Origin of the sequence: Mycolicibacterium duvalii (assembly GCF_010726645.1) — a bacterium.
Classification (GTDB): Bacteria; Actinomycetota; Actinomycetes; order Mycobacteriales; family Mycobacteriaceae; genus Mycobacterium; species Mycobacterium duvalii.
The window spans coordinates 1098395-1118617 of the sequence record NZ_AP022563.1; the positions used below are offsets into that span (position 1 = coordinate 1098395).

Annotated in this window: 20 protein-coding genes; 9 read left to right on the plus strand and 11 right to left on the minus strand. The window is 65.5% G+C overall.

Going from position 1 to position 20223, the window contains the following annotated elements; all coding sequences use genetic code 11:
- Complete coding sequence (locus tag G6N31_RS04975; RefSeq protein WP_234815283.1) at nt 1-819, minus strand: helix-turn-helix domain-containing protein; 819 nt, start codon at nt 817-819, stop codon at nt 1-3.
- Nucleotides 820-966: 147 nt separating this feature from the next.
- Here G6N31_RS04975 and G6N31_RS04980 point away from each other — a divergent pair, with 147 nt between their 5' ends.
- From G6N31_RS04980 to G6N31_RS05010, 7 genes are all read left to right on the plus strand, one after another.
- Nucleotides 967-2019, plus strand: coding sequence for a zinc-binding dehydrogenase (locus G6N31_RS04980; RefSeq protein WP_098003427.1), 1053 nt, complete (start codon nt 967-969; stop codon nt 2017-2019).
- A complete protein-coding gene (locus G6N31_RS04985) occupies nt 2016-2414 on the plus strand; it encodes a nuclear transport factor 2 family protein (RefSeq protein ID WP_098003426.1) in 399 nt (132 codons plus the stop codon). Before G6N31_RS04980 ends, G6N31_RS04985 begins: the two co-directional genes overlap by 4 nt.
- The gene (locus tag G6N31_RS04990) at nt 2414-3250 is read left to right on the plus strand and encodes an SDR family NAD(P)-dependent oxidoreductase (RefSeq protein WP_098003425.1); all 837 of its coding nucleotides are present in this window, start codon (nt 2414-2416) and stop codon (nt 3248-3250) included. The genes G6N31_RS04985 and G6N31_RS04990 overlap by 1 nt, the downstream gene beginning before the upstream one ends.
- Before the next feature lie 6 nt (nt 3251-3256).
- The gene (locus tag G6N31_RS04995) at nt 3257-4213 is read left to right on the plus strand and encodes an LLM class flavin-dependent oxidoreductase (protein ID WP_098003424.1); all 957 of its coding nucleotides are present in this window, start codon (nt 3257-3259) and stop codon (nt 4211-4213) included.
- 17 nt (nt 4214-4230) lie between these two features.
- Nucleotides 4231-4782, plus strand: a complete 552-nt coding sequence (locus G6N31_RS05000; RefSeq protein WP_098003423.1) for a nuclear transport factor 2-like protein — start codon at nt 4231-4233, stop codon at nt 4780-4782.
- Nucleotides 4783-4811: 29 nt separating this feature from the next.
- Nucleotides 4812-6038 carry a cytochrome P450 gene (locus G6N31_RS05005; protein ID WP_098003422.1) on the plus strand — a complete coding sequence of 409 codons (1227 nt, stop codon included), beginning with the start codon at nt 4812-4814 and terminating at the stop codon, nt 6036-6038.
- A 229-nt stretch (nt 6039-6267) separates the two neighbouring features.
- Complete coding sequence (locus G6N31_RS05010; protein WP_098003421.1) at nt 6268-7197, plus strand: dihydrodipicolinate reductase; 930 nt, start codon at nt 6268-6270, stop codon at nt 7195-7197.
- Here the strand turns inward: G6N31_RS05010 and G6N31_RS05015 are convergent.
- From G6N31_RS05015 to G6N31_RS05045, 7 genes are all read right to left on the minus strand, one after another.
- On the minus strand, nt 7184-8566 hold the full coding sequence (locus G6N31_RS05015; RefSeq protein WP_098003420.1) for a WS/DGAT/MGAT family O-acyltransferase: 1383 nt from the start codon (nt 8564-8566) through the stop codon (nt 7184-7186). The two genes, G6N31_RS05010 and G6N31_RS05015, sit on opposite strands and share 14 nt — an antisense overlap.
- Before the next feature lie 2 nt (nt 8567-8568).
- Nucleotides 8569-10026, minus strand: coding sequence for a class I adenylate-forming enzyme family protein (locus tag G6N31_RS05020; protein WP_098003419.1), 1458 nt, complete (start codon nt 10024-10026; stop codon nt 8569-8571).
- Nucleotides 10023-10733 (minus strand): enoyl-CoA hydratase/isomerase family protein, encoded by a 711-nt coding sequence (locus tag G6N31_RS05025; RefSeq protein ID WP_234815293.1) that lies wholly within the window; start codon nt 10731-10733, stop codon nt 10023-10025. The genes G6N31_RS05020 and G6N31_RS05025 overlap by 4 nt, the downstream gene beginning before the upstream one ends.
- Nucleotides 10734-10837: 104 nt before the next feature.
- Nucleotides 10838-11650: an enoyl-CoA hydratase/isomerase family protein gene (locus G6N31_RS05030; RefSeq protein ID WP_098003417.1), complete on the minus strand. Its 813-nt coding sequence runs from the start codon at nt 11648-11650 to the stop codon at nt 10838-10840.
- A complete protein-coding gene (locus G6N31_RS05035; protein ID WP_098003416.1) occupies nt 11647-12894 on the minus strand; it encodes an acyl-CoA dehydrogenase family protein in 1248 nt (415 codons plus the stop codon). Before G6N31_RS05035 ends, G6N31_RS05030 begins: the two co-directional genes overlap by 4 nt.
- Before the next feature lie 8 nt (nt 12895-12902).
- Complete coding sequence (locus tag G6N31_RS05040; RefSeq protein ID WP_098003415.1) at nt 12903-13709, minus strand: enoyl-CoA hydratase/isomerase family protein; 807 nt, start codon at nt 13707-13709, stop codon at nt 12903-12905.
- Between the two features lie 5 nt (nt 13710-13714).
- A complete protein-coding gene (locus G6N31_RS05045; RefSeq protein ID WP_098003414.1) occupies nt 13715-14992 on the minus strand; it encodes a hotdog family protein in 1278 nt (425 codons plus the stop codon).
- A gap of 101 nt (nt 14993-15093) precedes the next feature.
- Between G6N31_RS05045 and G6N31_RS05050 the strand changes: the two genes are divergently transcribed.
- The gene (locus G6N31_RS05050) at nt 15094-15912 is read left to right on the plus strand and encodes an enoyl-CoA hydratase/isomerase family protein (protein WP_098003413.1); all 819 of its coding nucleotides are present in this window, start codon (nt 15094-15096) and stop codon (nt 15910-15912) included.
- 2 nt (nt 15913-15914) lie between these two features.
- Here the strand turns inward: G6N31_RS05050 and G6N31_RS05055 are convergent, their stop codons facing one another.
- Nucleotides 15915-16808 carry an SDR family NAD(P)-dependent oxidoreductase gene (locus G6N31_RS05055; protein WP_098003412.1) on the minus strand — a complete coding sequence of 298 codons (894 nt, stop codon included), beginning with the start codon at nt 16806-16808 and terminating at the stop codon, nt 15915-15917.
- Nucleotides 16809-16916: 108 nt separating this feature from the next.
- Here G6N31_RS05055 and G6N31_RS05060 point away from each other — a divergent pair, with 108 nt between their 5' ends.
- Nucleotides 16917-18440, plus strand: coding sequence for a class I adenylate-forming enzyme family protein (locus tag G6N31_RS05060; RefSeq protein WP_179964321.1), 1524 nt, complete (start codon nt 16917-16919; stop codon nt 18438-18440).
- An 18-nt stretch (nt 18441-18458) separates the two neighbouring features.
- Here G6N31_RS05060 and G6N31_RS05065 read toward each other — a convergent pair whose 3' ends face one another.
- Both G6N31_RS05065 and G6N31_RS05070 read right to left on the minus strand, forming a co-directional pair.
- Nucleotides 18459-19760, minus strand: coding sequence for an amidohydrolase family protein (locus G6N31_RS05065; RefSeq protein ID WP_098003410.1), 1302 nt, complete (start codon nt 19758-19760; stop codon nt 18459-18461).
- A 49-nt stretch (nt 19761-19809) separates the two neighbouring features.
- Nucleotides 19810-20223: a Zn-ribbon domain-containing OB-fold protein gene (locus G6N31_RS05070; RefSeq protein WP_098003409.1), complete on the minus strand. Its 414-nt coding sequence runs from the start codon at nt 20221-20223 to the stop codon at nt 19810-19812.

Genomic DNA, 20223 nt, shown 5'->3' on the forward strand with positions numbered 1-20223 from the left:
TCAACCCCGCGTGTCCGACACGAGCGTGCGGATCTCTTTCAGGAGTTGTTGCGCAACGTGATCGATATCGGGCGCTGACATCGCGAGCATCGGATGTACGCCGAGAATCAGCCTGGTGTGGCCGGCGTCGTCGAGGGCGGGTGCCGAGATGGTGGCAACGGTCCGATCCTCGCCGGTGAGCTCGTCGTCGACGAGGCCGGATGCCAACTCGACGCGCAACTGGTCGATGATCGGGCGTAGTCCCGCGGGCAGCGTGTCCACTGAGATGGCGCCCAGTGCGTGCGCGATCTGAGCCAGAGCCGGTGTCATCCAGTCGACGTCGTAGCCCCGGTCACGGGTTCGGGTCAGCACAGCGCGCAGGCGACGTTCGAGATCCGTGTCGCCGGCGCCGCCACGGGTGATCCAGTTCCGCTGAGCTTCGGTCGTGTCCCACGCCGCGAAAGCCACTCCGAAGGGGGGCAGGTAGGGAATGCGATCAGTGACCGCCTCCTGCAGCGGATTGTGCGCAGGACTCTCGAACGCAGTGATCAGTAGCTCGTCGCCCGCGACCTCCACGACGGAGACGGGCATGTCGAGCGTGCGGGCAAGCCGTCGCGCGGCTTCTCGAGCAACGTGCGCCAGCGGTCGGGCAGTGTTCAGGCTTGCCGCGATCAGCGACAGCATGGGGCCGAGCTCGAAGCTCTTGGTGGTGGGATCGCGGGTGACCCAGCCTCGGTCGGACAGTGTCTTGAGAATGGCGTGCGCAGTGCCTTGGGTCTGTCCGAGTTCGTCCGCGATATCAGAGAAGCGCATCTGCCGATTCCTCGGCTGGCTCAGCAACTCGACGATGTCGACGACACGCCCGGTGGGCGCCGAACTCGAACCCCGCACCCTTGACTCCCTCGACTATCACTCATACGGTCAATCGGATAACCGAGAACACTATCTCGAATAATCGAGAACAGCAACGAACGGCAAGGTGGTCGGGTGCGCGCGGTAGTACTGAGAGGCGGGCGACTCGAAGTGCGCAATACCGCCGATCCCGTTCCGGGACATGGTGATCTGCTGCTGAGGACGCTCAGCACCGCAATCTGCGCGTCGGACGTGCACTTCATGGATCACCCCGAAGCCGGAATCGACGATCCGACGGGCAGGTCGCTTTACGACGCCGACCGCGACATCGTCATGGGTCATGAGTTCGTCGGCGAGGTCGTGGGGCACGGCCCAGGTTGCTCCGACGAGTTCCCGCTCGGCGCCCGGGTGACGTCCATGCCGATCCGACTGGTTGACGGAGGCGCCGGCGGTCTGCACATCATCGGACAGCATCCACAAGCCCAAGGCAGCTTCGGCGAGTTGCTGGTGGTGCCGGAGGCGATGGCGAGGGCGGTCGGTTCGGACGTGCCGAGTGATGCGATCGCTGTCGTCGACGCATTCGCGGTCGGCGAGTTCTATGTGCGAAGCGCGAACATGCAACCCGGCGAGGTTCCGATCGTCGTCGGTGCAGGGGCGGTCGGACTGTCGGCCGTCGCGGCACTGTCGAGCCGCGGAATCGCGCCGATCATCGTGTCGGACTTCAACGCCGAGCGACGTGATCTGGCGATCAGCAGCTTCGGCGCACACATCGGCGTCGATCCGGCAACGGAGTCGGAATTCGACGTATTCCGTCGAGCTCGCGCTGAGCATCACTTGGGCGGCGTCGCAGTGGTTTTCGAGTGCGTCGGTGCAAAGGGGTTGATCGATCGCATCGCTGCCAACGCTGAGTTCTACACCCGCATCTACTGTGCGGGCGGCTGGTACTCGGGCGACACCTTGAACATCACGCAGGCTACCCAGCAGGGCCTCACGTTCCAGTTCGGCGGCGGCCCGATGCCACAGGACTGGTACGGCGTCCTCGATGCCGTGGTGCAAGGGCGGCTCGATCCGCTGCCGAGTATCGGCAAGATCATCGGTCTCGACGAGGTGCCCGACGCGATCGATCAGGTGCGAAAGTCCGAGGGTCCGCCTCGGATCGTTGTTCACCCGAATGGGGACATCGCATGACAGACCGTGACGATATCGTCGAGTTGACGATTAGCTATGCCACCGCCATCGACTCCAAGCAATACGTGCAGTTGCAGGACGTCTTCACCGACGACGCCAGAGTCGACTACGGCGAGGTCGGGCAGTGGACGGGTGGAGCTGCGGTCGCGCAGTTCATGGAGGAAGTACACGTGATGGCCGCTGCGACGATGCACCGGATGACGAATCAGGCGATCGTCATCGACGGCGACGTCGCAACGGTGCGCACGTACGTCGATGCGCTGATCCTGCTCGAGGATGGTTCGGGGGCAAACCCGGTCGGCTATTACGACGATGTCGTCGTCCGGACACCCGCCGGCTGGCGGATCGACAAACGCACTTACACCTCGGTTCGATTGGTTGCGGTGCAGGGCTGATGGTGGAAGGGTTCGCAGCCAAGTACGGGCCGTGGGGGATTGTCGCCGGTGCTTCTGACGGTTGTGGCTCGCTCTTCGCCGAACGCCTCGCTGCGCAGGGCCTGAACGTAGTCCTGGTGGCTCGTCGCCAACATCTGCTCGACGAGGTCGCCGCGGGCATTCGGCGGCGCACAGGCGCGCAAACGCGCACGGTCGCCGTCGATCTGACGGACGCCGACGCAGCCCAGGCGATCTTCGACGCCACCGCAGACCTCGAGGTCGGCATGCTCGTGAACTGCGCCGGAGGTGACCCGAATTATCGGGCTTTCCTGAGCAGCCCGGTATCGGCGGCGGAAGCACTGGTGCTGCGCAACTGCCTGATGCTGGTGCGGTTGTGCCATCACTATGCCGCTCCGATGGTGCAACGCGGTAGGGGCGGCATCGTGAACTTCTCCTCGGGGGCGGCGATCTGCGGCGGCCGGAACCTGGTCACCTACGGCGGCACCAAAGCCTTCGACATGGTCTTCACCGAGGGGCTGTGGGTGGAACTGCACGATAGTGGCGTCGACGTTCTCGGGTTGGTTCTCGGCATGACGGACACCCCGGCGTTGCGCAAGCTGGAATTCGAGCGTGGGCGGCTGCCATCACTCGACGATGTCCCGGAGGGTGCTGTGACCGCGGCGAGTGTGGTCGATGTAGCGCTGGACAACCTCGGCAAGGGGCCGACCGTGGCCACCGGCGATGACGTCCGGATGGGTCTGGACCTGTTCAAGTCCATGTCGCGAAACGAGGTGGTTCGCCTGATCATGACGGCGAGCAGCGAGGTCATGGGTACCGACACGCGGGAGGGTGATTAGCGCCCGATGTTCACTCTGCGATTCGACATGCGGGCCCCTGCGATCGGCGCTCCGGCGACGGAGCTGTACTCCGCTGCGGCTGAGATGTCCGCGTGGGCTGAGACCCGTGGATGCCTCGCGGTGGTCCTGTGCGAACACCATTGCGCAGACGACGGCTATCTGCCCTCGCCGTTGCTGCTGGGTGCGGCGATTGCTGCCCGCACAAAGCAACTGATGCTGAACTTGACTATCCTGCTGCCGTTCTACGATGTGGCTCGACTGGCGGAGGACATCTGCGTTCTCGACCACATCAGCGCGGGCCGGACCAGCTATGTCTTCGGGATCGGCTACCGAGTGGAGGAATTCGACCATTTCGGGTTGTCGCTGCGCGATCGCGGTCGCGTCGCCGACGAGAAGCTGCCGTTGCTGCGTCGCCTGTTGGCCGGAGAAGAAGTCGAACAGGGTGGCAGGAGAATGAAGGTGACTCCGAGACCGCGAGACCCGAACGGGCCGATGCTGAACTGGGGCGGATCCAGCCTCGCCGCGGCGCGGCGGGCCGGCCGCAACGGCCTGGGCTTACTGGCCAATGGTGGGGTTCCCGGAATGCAAGAGGCCTACGAAGAAGCGTGCCGCGAGAACGGCTTCGAGCCCGGCTTCGTTCTGATTCCCCCGCGAGATGCCGTAGCGAACCTCTTCGTCGCCGAGGATGTCGACGCCGCGTGGGACGAGATCGGCGACTACCTGCTGCACGACGCCATGGCGTATTCGGCGTGGAATCCGGACAACACGGTTTCGGCCAACCTGAGCAACGCCACGACCGTCGACGAACTGCGTCGCACGTCGGCGTCACACGTGATCCTGTCCGTCGAGGAAGCGAGGCAGCGCATCGCCGGCGGCGAGACGTTCAACCTCTCGCCGTTGTGCGGTGGCATCCCACCGGAGATCGCGTGGCCCTATCTCGAGAGATTCGCCGAGCTGACGTAGCGGAAAGGTAAACCAACATGCCCATCGACCGGATCGCTTTACACGAGAAGATCGCCTTCGAGAAATGGGAGGGTTACGCCAAGGCCATCGAGCGCGGTCGTCGTGTCACCTTCGGTGACAAGTTCATCTGGGCGCCGAACTCGGTGATGATGAGCCCCCTGTTCAACGACGGTGTCCCACAGACGGCCACCGACATGTTTACCGACGGGGTCGCGAAAGCCATCGAGAAGTACGCACCGGACGGAGACATCCTCACTCCTGAGTGGCGAATGTGGTGGAAGCGCATGCCCGACTATCGGCTCGTCAGTCCGTTCGAGTGTGTTGCCGGCGATTGGGGCTTCTCATCGTGCGACACCTACGCGGGGACGCTGGCCGACGGCACGGTGGTGGAATTGCGCGAGTGGGACTACATCTGGACCAACGAGGACGGGCAGATAGCCCGTTGGGACTGGTTCGTCGACTCTGCCGATTGGGCGCGTCTCATGGCGCTGATCGGGCTCGAACCGCGCGGATTGCGGGGCCAGGACTACACCGTGCATTTCCTTCGTGAAGGCGGAGTAGGTGGCTGACGCGCAGAAGACTGGGAGGCGATGAGACGATGCCCGAGCGATTCGGGGTTTCAGAAGAGGTCGTTCACTTCGACCCGTTCTCGGACGAGTTCTTCAGCGACCCGTTCGAGACCTACCGGCGGCTCCGTGACCATGCACCGGTCTACTACAGCGAGCAGTACGACTTCTGGGCGCTCTCCCGGTACGAAGACGTCGCACCCGCGATGCGCGACCACGAGACGTACTCATCGGCGAAGGGTGTCACCCTCGATCACTTCATCGATCCGGATGCCATGATCCCCGAAGGCGTGATCATCATGATGGATCCGCCTCAGCACACCCGCATGCGCGCATTGGTGAACAAAGTCTTCACCCCTCGCGCCATCGCGAAGCTCGAACCGATGATCCGGGAAGTGGTCGAAACGACGGCACAACGGATCGACACCACTTCGTTCGATCTGGTCGAAGACTTCTCCGCGGTGTTTCCGGTCGAGATCATCACCACGATGCTGGGCGTTCCGCCGGCCGGACGCCAGCAGATCCGTCATTGGCTCGACGCGCTGTTGGAACGCGAACCTGGAAACGTGAGCATCACCGCGGCCGGGCGGGAAGCGGCCGTGGACATGTGGAGGTATTACTACGACCTCGTCGTCGACAAGCGCGCCAACCGCGCCGACGACATGATCACGCGGTTGACCGAAGTGGAGGTGGAACGAGAAGACGGCACCCGCACCCGCCTCGATGACATGGAGATAGCCGCCTTCGCGTCGCTGCTCGGCGGGGCCGGAGCGGAGACCGTGACCAAGCTGATCGCCAGTGCGGGTGTCCTGTTCGCGCGTCACCAGGAGCAGTGGCAAATGCTCCAAGAGGACAGGAGCCGGATCCCGGCCGCATTCGAAGAGTTGCTGCGTTACGAAGGGCCGTCCCAATACGACATCCGGTGGAGCAACGTCGAGGTCGAGCTTCACGGCAAGGTCATTCCCCGACACAAGCCGGTCATGCTCATCAACGGGTCGGCGACCAGGGATGAGCGCGCCTTCGCCGATCCCGATCGTTTCGACATCACCCGCGCGCACTCCGGGCACAACCTCGGATTCGGGTACGGGATACACAGCTGCCTGGGAGCGGCACTGGCGCGGATGGAAGGTCGAGTTGCCCTCGACGTTCTTCTCGATCTGATTCCCGAATTCGACGTCGACGTCACAGGGTTGCGACGGGTCAAGATGCCCAACGTATTCGGGTGGGCCAGCGTGCCGGTCCGCGCCGCGCCGCAGTGAGTGCGGTTCACCGTCTATGCACTAGAACGCGTAAGGAGAGGGAATGATGGTGGACGGGTCAACTCGCCAGGTTCATCGTGTCGTACACGTCGGCACCGGCTTGACTGGTACGCAGGCGCTCAGAGCGGTCATTGACGACCCTGCCCTCGAACTCGTCGGGCTCAAAGTGTCGACGGCGGACAAGGCAGGAATGGATGCGGGTCGACTTTCCGGTGGTCCCGATATCGGAGTGTCGGCAACCGACGACCTGGACGCGATCCTGGCGCTCGAGCCAGACTGTGTTCTGTACTGCGCCAGTGCCGTTCGGCGTGAGGCCGAGGCCATTGCCGACATCGCCGGATATCTGGAGGCGGGCATCAACGTCGTCACGATTTCGACGATCCCGATGGTGTATCCGGCGGCCGCGCCACGCGAGTGGCAGGACGCTGTGCACGCTGCAGCCGGGAAGGGCAACTCCACGTTCTATGCCACCGGCGCCGAGCCGGGCTTCATCAGTCTCAACATCCCGACGGCACTGTTGGCCGGTGCGGGCGCGGTCGAGTCGTACCGGATGGACGAGTACGCCATCGACCTGGACAAGTCCTACCCGATCTGGGATGTGCTGCACGAATCCATGGGGTTCGGTAAGCCGGATGGGCACGTGCCCGCCCGTATCGCCGCCGGAAAGGTCAACCACGACTGGGAGACCGTCGTTCGCTACATCGCCGACATCCTCGGACTGACGCTCGACAGCATCGACCTGGACTGGGAAACGCTGCTCGCTCCGGAGGATCTGACGACCGCGATCGGGGTGATCCAGCAAGGGACGATCTGCGGGCACCGGTGGCAACTCGCCGGCATGGTTGGCGGGCGCCCGGCCGTTGCGGTCCAGTACTTCGCTACGGTCAGTTCCACACCGTGGCCGCCTAGCTGGCCCCGACCATCGCGGCACGACCAAGGCGGGATGGTCATCCGGGTGCAGGGTCGGCCCAGCATGTGCGCGGAGCTGTACTTCGAGCAGTCGCCCACTGACCGAGTCAATCCGGGCGTCGCGGCAACCGCGATGGCCGCGGTCAATGCGATCCCTGCAGTCGTCGAGGCGCCGGCCGGTGTGCTTTCCGATCCCTTGGCGGGCCCGTCGATTGTGACCAGGCAGTCACGAATGATCACGGATTGGTGATCGAGCCCATGAGTTCGTCCAGTGCCGCGGGCAATGCGTCGGCCAGGTTCCACAGGTCCGGTGCCAGGTCCGGGCTGGAGATGATTCCGAAGCCCAACTGGCCGTTGTAGGACATTGCGGTGATGTTGAGTCCGGCACCGGCGAGTATCGGGCCGAACGGATACACCTCCTCGATGCGGTAGCGCGCCAGGTAAAGGGGAACCTGGGGGCCCGGCACGCTCGAGAGGATGAGGTTGAACGGTGGGTTCGTCGGCTTGGGCACGCGCGGCAGGAGGCGCTTGGCCGCACCCATGGTGTATTGGCCGATGAACTGTGTCCAGTCCTGTAACAACGTGGGGCCGAGTTCGGCGCTGTGCGCCTTGGCCGCCGCCGTGCTCTCGACCATGTCCCGCAGTCTCTGCACCGGGTCGGCCACGGGTGACTGCAGCCGACAGAACATCCAGCTCGTCTGATTGCGACCGGGCCGGTCCGATTTGCCGTGGACCGACACCGGAACAGCTGCGACGAGCGGGGTGTCGGGCAACGCGTCATGCCGTTGCAGAAAGGTCCGTAAGGCGCCGGCGCACAACGCCATCACGACGTCGTTCACCATCAGTCCGTAGTGGTTCTTGACGGCCTGGACATCGTCAAGCGAGAGCGCGACGAACGCGACACACCGGCGGCCCGAATGCGGACCGTTGAACAACGTCTTCGGGGCCGCGAACGGCGCCACCATCGAGCGCCCAGCCCTAGCGCGACGCACAGTACGCGCCACTGTCGCAAACGTGGCGGGTAACAGACTGGTCAGCCGCCATGACCGTGTCGCGACACCGAGTACGCCGGTGGCGGCGATCCGCAGGGTGCCGGCCGCCGGCGTCGGATTGACCGTGTCCGGCGGTGCCGACAGATCGGGCTCGAGACTGCACAGTTGCGTCATGATGTTGGCGCCGCCCACCCCGTCGACCAGCGCGTGGTGGGCTTTGACGACCAGTGTCAGAAGCTCTGGCGCCGAGGGGTTCTCGACCGCCCAGACTTCCCACAGCGGGTGGTCGCGATCCAGGGGCAGCGCGGCGATGTGAGCACACACCTCACCCACTTCGACTCGACTACCCGGAGCCGGCGCTGCGATGCGCTTGAGGTGGCGGGAAATGTCCACCCGAGCACATTCGACCCAGACCGGGTGATCGATGTTCAGCTGCCCACCGGCGAGCTTCTTGCGAAATTCAGGTATCGCAAGCAGTCGCGGTTCCAGCTCTGCACGGAGTTGTTCGAAGCTGTAGCCGCCGGGCATTTCGGCGACATCCAACTCCAGGACACAGCAGACGTTCAGCGGCTGTGACGGTGTCTCCAGATAGAGGTACATCGCGTCGAGGCCACTCAGTCGCTCCACAATCACTCGCCGGAGCCGGTCAGAGCGGCCAATTCGCGCTTGACGACCTTGCCGACATCGTTGCGGGGCAGCTGGTCGACGAAGACGATCCGCGCGGGGACGCGATATGGCGTCAATCGCTCTCGGCACCACGCGGTGAGTTCCTGCTCGGTCACGGTGTCGTCGACTCGCGCCACGAACGCCCAGGGAACCTCACCGAGGCGCTCATCGGGGACGCCCACCACCGCGGCCTCACGCACACCGTCGGCGGACATCAGGACGTCCTCCACCGTTCCGGGGAAGACCTTCAACCCGCCACGGTTGATCATGTCCGACACTCGGCCGTCGAGCCAGAGGAAGCCGTCGTCGTCGAACCAGCCGAGGTCACCGGTGTGGAACCAGCCATCGTCGGTGAGCCGGTCCAGGAATGCCGGGTCGATCTTGCGGGCCGCGGTGGTCGGGGTGCGCACCATCACCTCGTTCTCGACGATGCTGACGTCGATACCGGGAAGCGGGCGTCCCACCGATCCGAGTTTGGTCTCGCCCCACTCGCGGGCGTCGGCAGCAGACCAGCCGACGACTTCGCCGCCGAGTTCGGTCTGACCGTACGAGTTGAGCACCAGGACGCCGAACTTGTCGCGGAACCTGGCCGCCTGCACCGGGGACAGCGGCGCGGTGATCGAACGCACGATCTTGAGCGGCGACAGATCGGTGACCGCTTCGTCGTACAGGACCATCGTCAGTGCCGCCGGGGGGAGCACCGTCGACCGTAGCTGATGCCGTTTCACCAGGACGGCGAAGTCGGTGGGGGAGAAGCGGTCCATCAGCACGACACCGGATCCGGCACGAAAGGCGAAGAGCACTTGGTAGATGCCGGCCCATAACGACAGTGACAGCGGCACCAGGTTCGGCATCGGCGCGCGCTTGGGCTTGCCGGTGTCGGGCTTGGCGCCACGCAGCTTGGCCAGCAGACGGTCGATCAGGTCCAGCACGGTGGCGTGCCTCAGCGGCACGGGCTTGGGCGCACCGGTGGTGCCTGAGGTGAACTGCAGCAGCGCGACATCGGCGTCGTACTGGCGGGGATCGTCGGGCGGGGAGCCTTTCTCCGCGAGGTCCCACCGTCGGCCGGCGCCGGTGACAATGGGCAGATCGAAGGTGGTGAACCGGTCCGCCAGCTCCGGAGTCGTGATCACCGCGACCGGGCGCAGGGCCGCGAGTTGACTGGTGACCTCGGCATCGGCGGCGCGGGGGTTCAGCGGCGTGTAGACGCCGCCCGCGTTCCAGGTGCCGAACAGTGCGGCAATCGTGACCGCGTCGTTCGGCAGCATCGCGGCCACCACCTGGCCGGTTCGCAGGCCGGCGGTGGTGAGCAGCTCGCCGACCCTGGCGGCGTCGGAGGTCAACTCGCCGGCGGAGACGTCGCTGTCGAGGGTGTGCACGGCGACGGGCGGCAGGCCGTCGACCAGTTGCGCCAGGCTCACCGGTCATCCTCCAGAGGAAGCCAGTTCGGGGCCCGTTTGTCGGCGAACGCGCGCGGACCTTCATCCTGGTCGGGGTGCCCCCATACCGACGTCAGGTGCGCCGCGCCCTCGCGACAGGCGTCGGTCAGACCGTGCTCCAAGGCTCCCCACAGCGCCCGCTTGGTCGCGCGCATGGCCACCGGAGAGTTCCTGGCGATTTTCTCGCCCAATTCCTGTGTGACAGAACGCAACTGGTCAGGCGGGTCGACGACCTGGCTGATCATCCCCAGTTCGTAGGCGCGCTGAGCCGTCAGCCTCTCGTGGCTGCCAACCAGCGCCATCCGCAGCACCGCCTCGGCGGGCATCTTTCGCATCAGAGCGATGGTCTCCAATGCACTCACCTGTCCGATGGAGACGTGCGGATCGACGAATGTCGCATCGGCGGCAGCGATCACGATGTCCGCGTCCGCGACCCAGTGCAGGCCGCCGCCCGCACAGACACCGTTGACAGCGGTGATGACCGGTTTGGAGACGTTGCAATGCCACGCGGTCAGTTTGAGGTCGAGGGTGCGCATCGTCTCCTGGAATTGTTGCACCGCCTCACCGTCGAGTTCCTCGACGTCGGCGCCGACCTGAAACGCCCGGCCGTTGCCGGTGTGCGCGATGACGCGCACGTCGGGGTCGGCGTCGAGTTCGGCCCAGGCCCTGGGAAATTCCTCACGCATCACGATGTCGTAGGCGTTGAGCCGGTCGGGCCTGTTGTTGATGATCCAGCCCACCGGACCGCGCCGCTCGACAATGAGCCGTTGGTAGGTGGTTTTCTCCTCGGTCGTCACGGTGCCTCCGCTGTCGCTGTCGACTGCCAATTCGGTGACCGCTTCTCCCGCCAGGCCCGCACACCTTCGTCCTGATCGGGATGGCCGGCGAGCCGGTCGATCTGTGCTGCAGCCTCCTCGCGGGCGGTGCTCAGACCGACTTCCATGCAGCGCCACAGTGCCTTCTTGGTGACGCGCATCGCCACGGGGGAGTTGGCAGCGACGGCGGTGGCGAGTGCGGTGGCCGCGGTTCGTAGGTCGTCACCGGGAACCACTTGGGAGATGATTCCGAGCTCGTAGGCCCGCTGGGCGGAGATCCGCTCGTTCCTGCCGCTCAGTGCCATCCGGAGGATCGCCTCCATCGGTGACTTGCGGAGCAGCGTGATGGCTTCGTAGGCGACAGCCTGACCCACCGACACATGCGGGTCGACGAACGACGCGCTCTCGGAGGCGATCACGATGTCGGCGTCGGCGACGAGATGCAGACCACCGCCCGCGCACACGCCGTTGACGGCCGCGATGACCGGCTTCCATACGTCGCAGTGCCAAGATGAGATCTTAAGCTGCGCGTCACGGGTCCGGCGAGAGTGCTTGCGCATGGCATTCTTGTCGCGGGCCACCTGGACGACATCCATGCCCGTGCAGAATGACCTGCCGTTCGCCGTATTGACGATGACCCGGACCTGCGGGTCGGCATCCATCTCGGCCCACGCCCGCTCGAGTTCGTCGAGCATCATGGCATCGAACGCGTTGCCCGCGTCCGGACGGTTCAGGACCAGCCAGCCGATGCCGTCGGACTTCTCGACGATGAGTCGCTCGTAATCACTCACGAACGCGGGATGTCCTTCCAGGGCTTGCCTTTCCACATGTCGGGTTCCCTTGGTAGTCCGAGCACCCGTTCACCCAGAATGTTCTTGTTGATGTCGGTGGTCCCGCCCTCCGTGCTGTTCGCGAGGCTGCGCATCCAGCCCTGGACTTCCCGCGGCAACGCATCGGGATCCTCGCTGGCCGGCCAGGCGAGTGCATCCGCGCCCAGCAGTTCAACCATCAGATCCTGGATCTGCTGATTGAGGGTGGCCTGGTGCACCTTGCCGATCGAGGACGCGGCACCGGGCGACTGACCAGCCGAGAGCGCAGCGCGCACGCGCGTGTTCGTCCAGCCGCGGATCTGCTCCTGGACCCACAGCCGCATGATCTTCGCCCGAACGACCGGGTCCGACCACCGGCCGGTCTCCTGCGCCAGCGTGATCAGCCGCTCGGCGCTGGAGCCGCCGAGCCGTCCCATACCGCCGGAACCCGATCCCGAGACCATCTGTCGCTCGCTGGACAACGTCGATGCGCTGACGCGCCAGCCGTCATTGATCTCACCGACGCGATGAGTATCGGGCACCGTGGCGCCGTCGATGAACACTTCGTTGAATTCGTTCTCCCCGGTTATCTGACGTAGCGGGCGCACCTCGACGCCGGGCTGATGCATGTCCAACAGGAAGTAGGTGATGCCCTTGTGCTTGGGTTGCTCGGGATCGGTTCGCGCCAGCAGAATTCCGAAATCCGCCTCATCGGCCCAGGTCGTCCAGACTTTCTGGCCGTTCACCACCCATTGGTCGCCGTCCCGCACTGCTCTGGTGGCCAGCGACGCGAGGTCCGACCCTGCACCGGGCTCGCTGAACAGCTGGCACCACTTCTCTTCGTTGCGGACGATCGGCGGCAGGAATCGCAGCCGCTGCTCTTCGGTGCCGTGAGCGAACAGCGCGGCCGCCGCGTTGTTGAGGCCGAGGGGATTCAGCCTCGTCAGCCGCAGGGGAGCCAGTACGGCGTCGATCGCACGGGCGATCTCGTTGCTGACGCCCAGACCACCATGCTCGGGCACCCAGGTGGGTACCACCAGCCCGGAGTCGGCGAACACCGGATACCACTGCCGGTACTGCTCGTGGCTACGGGCCGCACGAAGGGCTTTGGGTCCCGCGGCCGCGGCGTCGCGCCACGGGGCAGGCACCTCGGCGGCTACCCATTTCTCGACGACAGCGACGGCGTCGGCGGCACTGGTGGTGTCGGTGATCGGTAGTCGTGACACGGCGCCTCCTACCGGCCCGTGAATTCTGCGTCGCGCTTGTCGCGGAAGGCACGCAGGCCTTCCTTGAAGTCCTCGCTGCGACTGGACAGTTCGAGGGCCATCGCCTCGTTCTGCAGATGCCTGTCCAAATCGAGACCGTTTCCGGACTGCAGCAGCCATTTCGTCAGGCCCAGTGCGACGGTGGGGGAGGACGCCAGCCGGTTGACGAGTTCGGCGGCCGCGGTGTCGAGGCCACCGTCGGGGTGGGAGCTGTGGATGATGCCCCATTCAGCGGCCTCGGACCCTGAGAGTTCCTCGCCCAGCATCAGCAACTGCCGGGTGCGGACCATGCCGATCAGCCGGGGCAGCAGCCAGGCGGCACCGCTGTCCGGAGTGAAGCCGCGCGCCATGAACGGCTCCCAGAATCGGGCATCCTCGGCCGCGACGCAGAAGTCCGAAGCAATCGCCAGGTGGAACCCGAGGCCTGCGGCCCAGCCGCGGACCACCGCGACGACCGGAACCTGGGTCTCGAGCATCAACGGGATCAGCCTGTTGGCCTTGTTGGGCAGCCGACGCTGCGTGCTGCCCACCCTCGGCTTGCGCTCCGAGTGGGCGTTGTTGGCGACCAGGTCGGATCCCGCGCAGAAATCCGGGCCGGTGGCGTCGATGCGAACGACACGGACCGACTCGTCGATGCCGGCCGCGGCCAAATGGCCGATCATCGCATCGAGCATCTCGTCGTTGACCGCGTTGCGGCGATCGGGCCGGTCCAGGGTCAGCGTGAGAACGGGGCCGTCCTGCTGGGCGGATAGGCCGGACACGCTCGGATAGTCCATTGCCGTCAGCGTTCCGCGAACTGGGCCGACACCGCGGTCAGCAGTTGCGACAGGTCGGTTGCCCCGCCGGGCGGGTCAGGAAGTCGGACGGGCCCGCGCTCGCGGCTGGGCAGCAGTATCGTCGCGCGCCCGGGTGCGGTCACCTGCCCGCGCTGGTTGGTCGCGGCGAGTTCGATGTCGACTGCCGGCCGGTTGCCGTCGGCAACGTATTTGCGCACCACGGTCCCGGCGATGGTGTGCAGATCTCCGACGTAGTTGAAGAGTCGGAACTCGCAGTCGAGCTTCCACAGCCAGGCGTCGTCGCCCATCCAGTTTGTGCACAGGTGGATCAGCCACGTCTCACGCATCCGCCCGTAGTCGAACGTGGTCGGGTTACCGGCGTTACGCGCGGCGTCGGGCTCCCAGTGCACCCGTTGTTGTACGTCGGGTACGCCGTGCTCGTTGGGGGTGTAGAAACGCGGGATCCGTTGCCGGTTGCGCCAGGCCAGCGCCAGTGGGCGCACCCCGTACATCCCGGTGCCCATCCCGACATGCCAGCAGACCATGTCGGTGACCGTCAGTGGTCCCTTGGTCAGCGGCCCCACCGCGTCACCTTCGCAGACGTCCTCCCACCATCGGGGCTCCGCGCCGCGGGGGACCTCTCGCGCATACCGTTCGTCGATCTCCGCGATCTCGTCTTCGGTCCAGGTCCTCAGGTCAACGTCGTCGTACTTCTTCGCACCGCGGGCCTTGCTCCGCTCGGTCCGGATCATGTTGCGGTACTGGCCGCCGAGGATCACGCCTTCGTCGTCGCGAAAGACCTGCGCCGACCACTCGTGGATCGCGCGGCCGGCGAACTCGCTGCTCTTGTCGAGTGCCGCAACCAACGCGTTGCGGCGGAACACCCGGTGATTGGCGCGCAACGGCGCCCACCATTCACGCGATGACGATGCGTAGAAGGCGTGTACGCCGCGCAGTGGATCGCCTTTGGTCAGGGCGCGGTCCTCGTCGGAGAGCGTGGTGACCTCGTCTTCGCCGATGAGGGTGTCACCGCCGACGAGGGCAGGCGGGGCCACCGACTCGCCCCAGACGGATTTGGCTGCGTACTCGGGGTCGCACCAGAGCGGATTGTCGTCACCGTAGCTCTCGGCCACATGCCGGAAGCTGTCCTCGTTGGGCCGGAAGTAGTGCGGCGGCTGCGTGTGCGGCACCGCGATACCGATGGTGGCGCGCAAGCGGGCAAGTCCCTCGTCGGTGATCCGGCCGGCCGCAGACGATCCGGCAACGGAAGAGGGTTGAGTCATTCAGCGCCTCCTCGTTGTGGCCCGCGATATCGTCGGCATGGTTGCGGAAATTAAGATACCCGAAAACCGGAAACGGCGTTAACGCAGGGCGGAGAAGAGCTATGACGAAACCGACCGGGATCGAGGTGGAACACGGCGAAGACGGAGTACTGCGCATCACCATCAACCGAGCTGATGTAGGTAACTCGTTGTCGCCCAATGCTCGTGATGTACTTGCCGAAGCCTTCATGGAGGCTCATTCGAACTCGGCAGTGCGGTCAGTGCTGCTCGGTGCGGCGGGGCCGCGGCACTTCTGCGCCGGGGCCGGACTGCCGTCCAAGAGCGACAATCCGGTGCCGCAGGCGCTTGCCGAGAAGCGTCCGGGCGACATCGCTCGGATGCTGTCCCAAGGCTGGCAACGCCTGGTGGCGTCTGTGCTGGACTGCGACAAACCGGTGGTGGCCGCGGTGAACGGCGTCGCGGTGGGTGCAGGCGCGAGCCTGGTACTGGCCTGCGACCTGGTGGTGATGTCGTCGGAGGCGAGGCTCATTGAGGCTTTCGTCCACCGCGGGATCCTGCCCGACTCCGGTGCCGTCCACCTGCTCACCCGCATCGTCGGGCTGCGCACGGCCACCGAGTTGCTGATGCTGGGCGAGCCGGTCGACGCTGCCTCTTGCCAGCGTCTCGGGCTGGTCAACAAAGTTGTTGCGCCTGACGCGGTGAACAGCACTGCCGAGGAACTGGCCCGCCGCCTGGCGGCGGGACCGACGGTGATGCTGTCGCTGACCAAGCGTCTACTGGCAGTCTCCTCGGAATCCAGCCGGGATCGGGCGTTCGAACAGGAGGCATGGGCCGCGGAGCTGATCTCGCACACTGTCGATCTGCAAGAGGGGCTACGTGCCTTCGCCGAGCGCCGATCGCCGGATTTCCAGGGCCGCTGAGATCAGGCGGGCGTCGGCCCGCCCCGAATCGTGAAGTTGGCCGGGTCGTCGATCTGGTCGATCGCCGCAGCCACCGATTCCGCTGTCAACGCGTCGTTCTGCACGCCTTCGGTGACGCCGATGAACACGCGGGAGACCTTGCCCGCACCCACAGAATACATGTGTGCGGTGCGGTCGCAGTCGCGGTGCGCCAGGTATACCACGACGGGCGTGACGAGTTCGGGATCCATCGCCATACCGGCTTCGCCCATGATGTCCTCGGTCATCCGGGTTCGTGCGATGGGGGCGATGGCGTTGACGGTGATGCCATTGCGAGCGCCCTCGATGGCGAGGACGTGCATCATGCCGACCAGACCCATCTTCGCCGCACCGTAGTTGGTTTGCCCGAAGTTGCCGAAAAGTCCCGTTCCAGAAGTTGTCTGGATGATTCTTCCGTAGTTCTGTTCGCGCATGATCGGCCACACCGCACGCGTCACGTTGAACGCGCCCGTCAGGTGAACCGCGATCACGGCGTCGACCTGGTCGGCCGTCATGTTCTTGAAGGCGGCATCCCGCAGGATCCCGGCGTTGTTGACCAGAATGTCCACCTGGCCGTACGCGTCTTTGGCCGCAGCCACGATCGCGGCGCCGCCGGCTTCGGTGGACACCGAGTCGCCGTTGGCTATCGCGGTGCCGCCGGCAGCGGTGATTTCGTCGACCACGGCCTGCGCCGCGGACATCGAGTTGCCGCTGCCGTCGACGGCGCTACCGAGGTCGTTGACCACGACCCGGGCACCGCGCCGGGCAAGCTCGAGCGCGTGACAGCGGCCGAGGCCCCGCCCCGCCCCGGTGACGATGGCCACCTGGTTGTCGAAAGTCAGCAGTGGTTCAGAAGACGAGCGCTGCGGTGAAGGCATGGGTGAGAGGTTACATTTACCTATGACGAGAACAAGCATTTGCATCGGAGGTTGATCATGGCCAGCCCGACGGAGCTGCTGGGACCCGCATACCGCCGCGCCGAATCGCTGCGTGATCGCTACCGGGCTGCTGGGTTCTGGTCGGCGCAGCCCCTCGACGTGGTCCGGGTGGCTGCGGGTGGCCGTCCCGACCTTCTCGCGGTGAAGGATCGGCACGGCGAGTTGACCTTCGCCGAGCTGGACGACAGAGTCGATGTGGCCGCGTCGGCGATGATCGACGCAGGAGTGACGGCTTCGGCTCCAGTCGTGCTCGTGGTGGGCAATGACGTCGATTCGCTGGTGGCCATTCATGCGGCGCTGCGCATCGACGCAGTCGGGCTGCTGGTGCCGCGCAGCGCCGGAGCGGCGCAGGTCATCGACATCGTGCACCGCACGCAGGCTCGGTACGGAGTCGCACCGAACTGGACCGCGGCCGCTACCGGCGAGCTGTCTGAGCTGCTCTGCTGGGTCGATCTCGGACGAGCCGCGGACGCGCCGCAGACGGTGACCGCGCATTCGGCACGTGCGGCAGACGAGCCCTCGTTCGTCCTTTTCACCTCGGGCACGACGTCCGCGCCCAAGGGTGTCGTGCACTCGCTGAGTACGTTGACGAAGGCATCGTCGAACTATGTCGCTGCGGCCGGCCTGACGAGTGACGACCGGATCTTCCTGATCAGCCCGCTGGCGTCGGTCACGGGCGTGCTCCAGGCGGTCTTCATCAGCCCCATGCTCGCGGCTCCCGTCGTGTTGGAGGATCGCTGGGACCCGGCTGCGACGTGTGAGCTGCTCCTGGAGTCGGCTGCGACGTGGTACGGGGGGCCGGACAGGCTCCTCGACAGGCTGCTTGACGAGGCCGTCGCACGCGGCGCCGCGGTGCCGTTGCGGGCGGTCTACCTCGGCGGCACGATGTTGGACCGGCGCATCGTCGAGCGGATCGAGGACGAGTTCGGGATCATCGTGATGCGGGCCTACGGCTCGTCGGAAGTGCCGGTCAGCACGTCAGGACAACGAGGGGAATCGCGTGCGGTCCGGCATGCCGATGACGGGGTCGCGCTGGCTGATGTCGAGGTGAAGGTCGGCTCCACCGAGGAGCCGACCGAGTGCTGTCTGCGCGGCCCGCACACCTTTCTCGGGTACACCCGCGGCGAGGGTGACGACCCGGCGTTCGACGGGAACTGGTTCCGCACCGGGGACGTCGCCGAGATCACCGACGGGCGCGTCCGTATCGTCGGCCGGATCAAGGACATCGTGATCCGCAACGGCTTGAAGATCCCGACGGCGGAGGTCGAAGAGGCCGTGGTGCGGATTGCCGGCGTCAAGGAGTGCGCGGCGTATTCGGTCGCCGACGCCGTCACCGGCGAGCGGTTGGCCGTGGCGGTACTACTGGACAGAGACACCGAACTATCGCTGACCGACGTCACCGACGCGCTGCTGTCAGCGGGGCTGCCGAAGTACAAGCTGCCAGAAGAACTGGTGTTCTGGGACGGGCCGTTGCCGCTCAACGCGAATGGAAAGGTGGAGCGCAACACTCTGGACCGCCGCTCGCACGGACGGCCCAGGGTGCTGGCGCCTCGCTTGGTTGCCGCAACCTGACGCTGCGGCGAACCGTCGCTACTCCTTGCCGCTGACGTTGACGGTGGCCTTGCTCATCTGGGACTGCCAGTCCGACGAGCCGCCGCTGTGCTCGCGCTTCGACAGCGCCTGCACCGAAACATCGTGCCCCTCGGCCGCTTTGCGTAACGCTCCGACGGTGGCTTGCTCGCGCGTGATGTGGCTGAACGGATCCCAGTGGTACCAGCGCATCGCGTTCTCGAAGGTCATCTTGTTGATCTCGTGGTCTGGCACGTTGTTGGCCTCGAGAACCTCCGAGAGCTGTTCGGGTGCTCCCGGCCACATCGAGTCGCTGTGTGGGTAGTCGGCCTCCCAGCAGATGTTGTCGATTCCGATCTGGTGGCGAAGCTCGACTCCGACGGGGTCGGAGATGAAGCAGGTCAGGAAGTGGTCGCGGAACACCTCGGAGGGTTTCTTACCGCCGAAATCCTGGCCGGTCCAGGTCGAGTGCATCTCATAGGTGCGGTCGACACGGTCGAGGAAGTAGGGGATCCACCCCGTGCCGCCCTCGGACAGCGCGATTTTCAGGTCGGGGTAGGCCTTGATCGGGTTCGACCACAGCAGATCGGCGGCGGCCTGCACGATGTTCATCGGCTGCAGCGTGATCATCACGTCCATCGGTGCATCGGGGGCTGTGATGGCCAGGCGGCCAGACGAGCCGATGTGCACATTGAGCACGGTGTCGGTGTCGACGAGCGCGTCCCACATTGGCTTCCAATACTCCAGATCGTGGAAGCTGGGATATCCCATCGCCGAGGGGTTCTCGGTGAATGTCAAGCTGTGGACACCGCGTGCGGCGTTGCGGCGGATCTCCTTGGCGCATTCCTCGGCGTCCCAGATGACGGGCAACGTCATCGGGATGAAACGCGCCGGGTAGGCCCCGCACCACTCTTCGACGTGCCAGTCGTTGTAGGCCTTCACAAGCGCGAGGGAGAAGTCGCGATCTTCGGTGGCGAACAGTCGGCCGGCGAAACCCGGGAAGGACGGGAAGCACATCGACCCGAGGATGCCGCCGGCGTTCATGTCCATCACGCGCTCGTCGACCTTGTAACAGCCCGGGCGGATCTCGTCGAGCCCCTGGGGCTCCAGTCCGTACTCCTCCTTGGGGCGGCCGGCGACGGCATTCAACGCCACGTTGGGAATCACGACATCGCGAAACTGCCAGGTGTCACTGCCGTCGTCGTTGTGCACCAACCTCGGCGCCTCGTCAAGGTACTTCTTGGGCAGGTGGTTTTTGAACATATCCGGCGGCTCGACGATGTGGTCGTCGACACTCACCAGGATCATGTCGTCTTTGTTCATCAGCGTTCCTTTCGTGTTGCGGACGTGTGTATCTCGGCTGCCAACTGGGTCATTCGGGGCGGAAGACGGGGACGACGAAACCGTCGTCGTCGGTCCGGAAGTCGACGATCAGTGGCAGGCCGGCGCGCAAACGATCAGCGGGGCACTGTTCGATCACGGTCATCAGTCGTGGTCCCTCGTCGAGATCGACCATGGCCACGATGTAGGGCACCTGGGCATCGAACGGAGCACCGTTCTGGTGTACGACCGTCCAGGTGTACAGGCGGGCGCGCCCGCCGGCGGGCCGCAAGGCGACCTCGTCGCTCCAGCACAGTGGACAGAAGGGCCGGACGTACAACGACGCGCTACCGCACGATCCGCAGTCATTGATCAACAACTGCCGGTTCTGGGTGGCAGCCCACCACTGCTCGGTATCGGGGTCCGTGGTCGGACGGTGGGGACCGGTCCACGCGCTGGCGGTCAT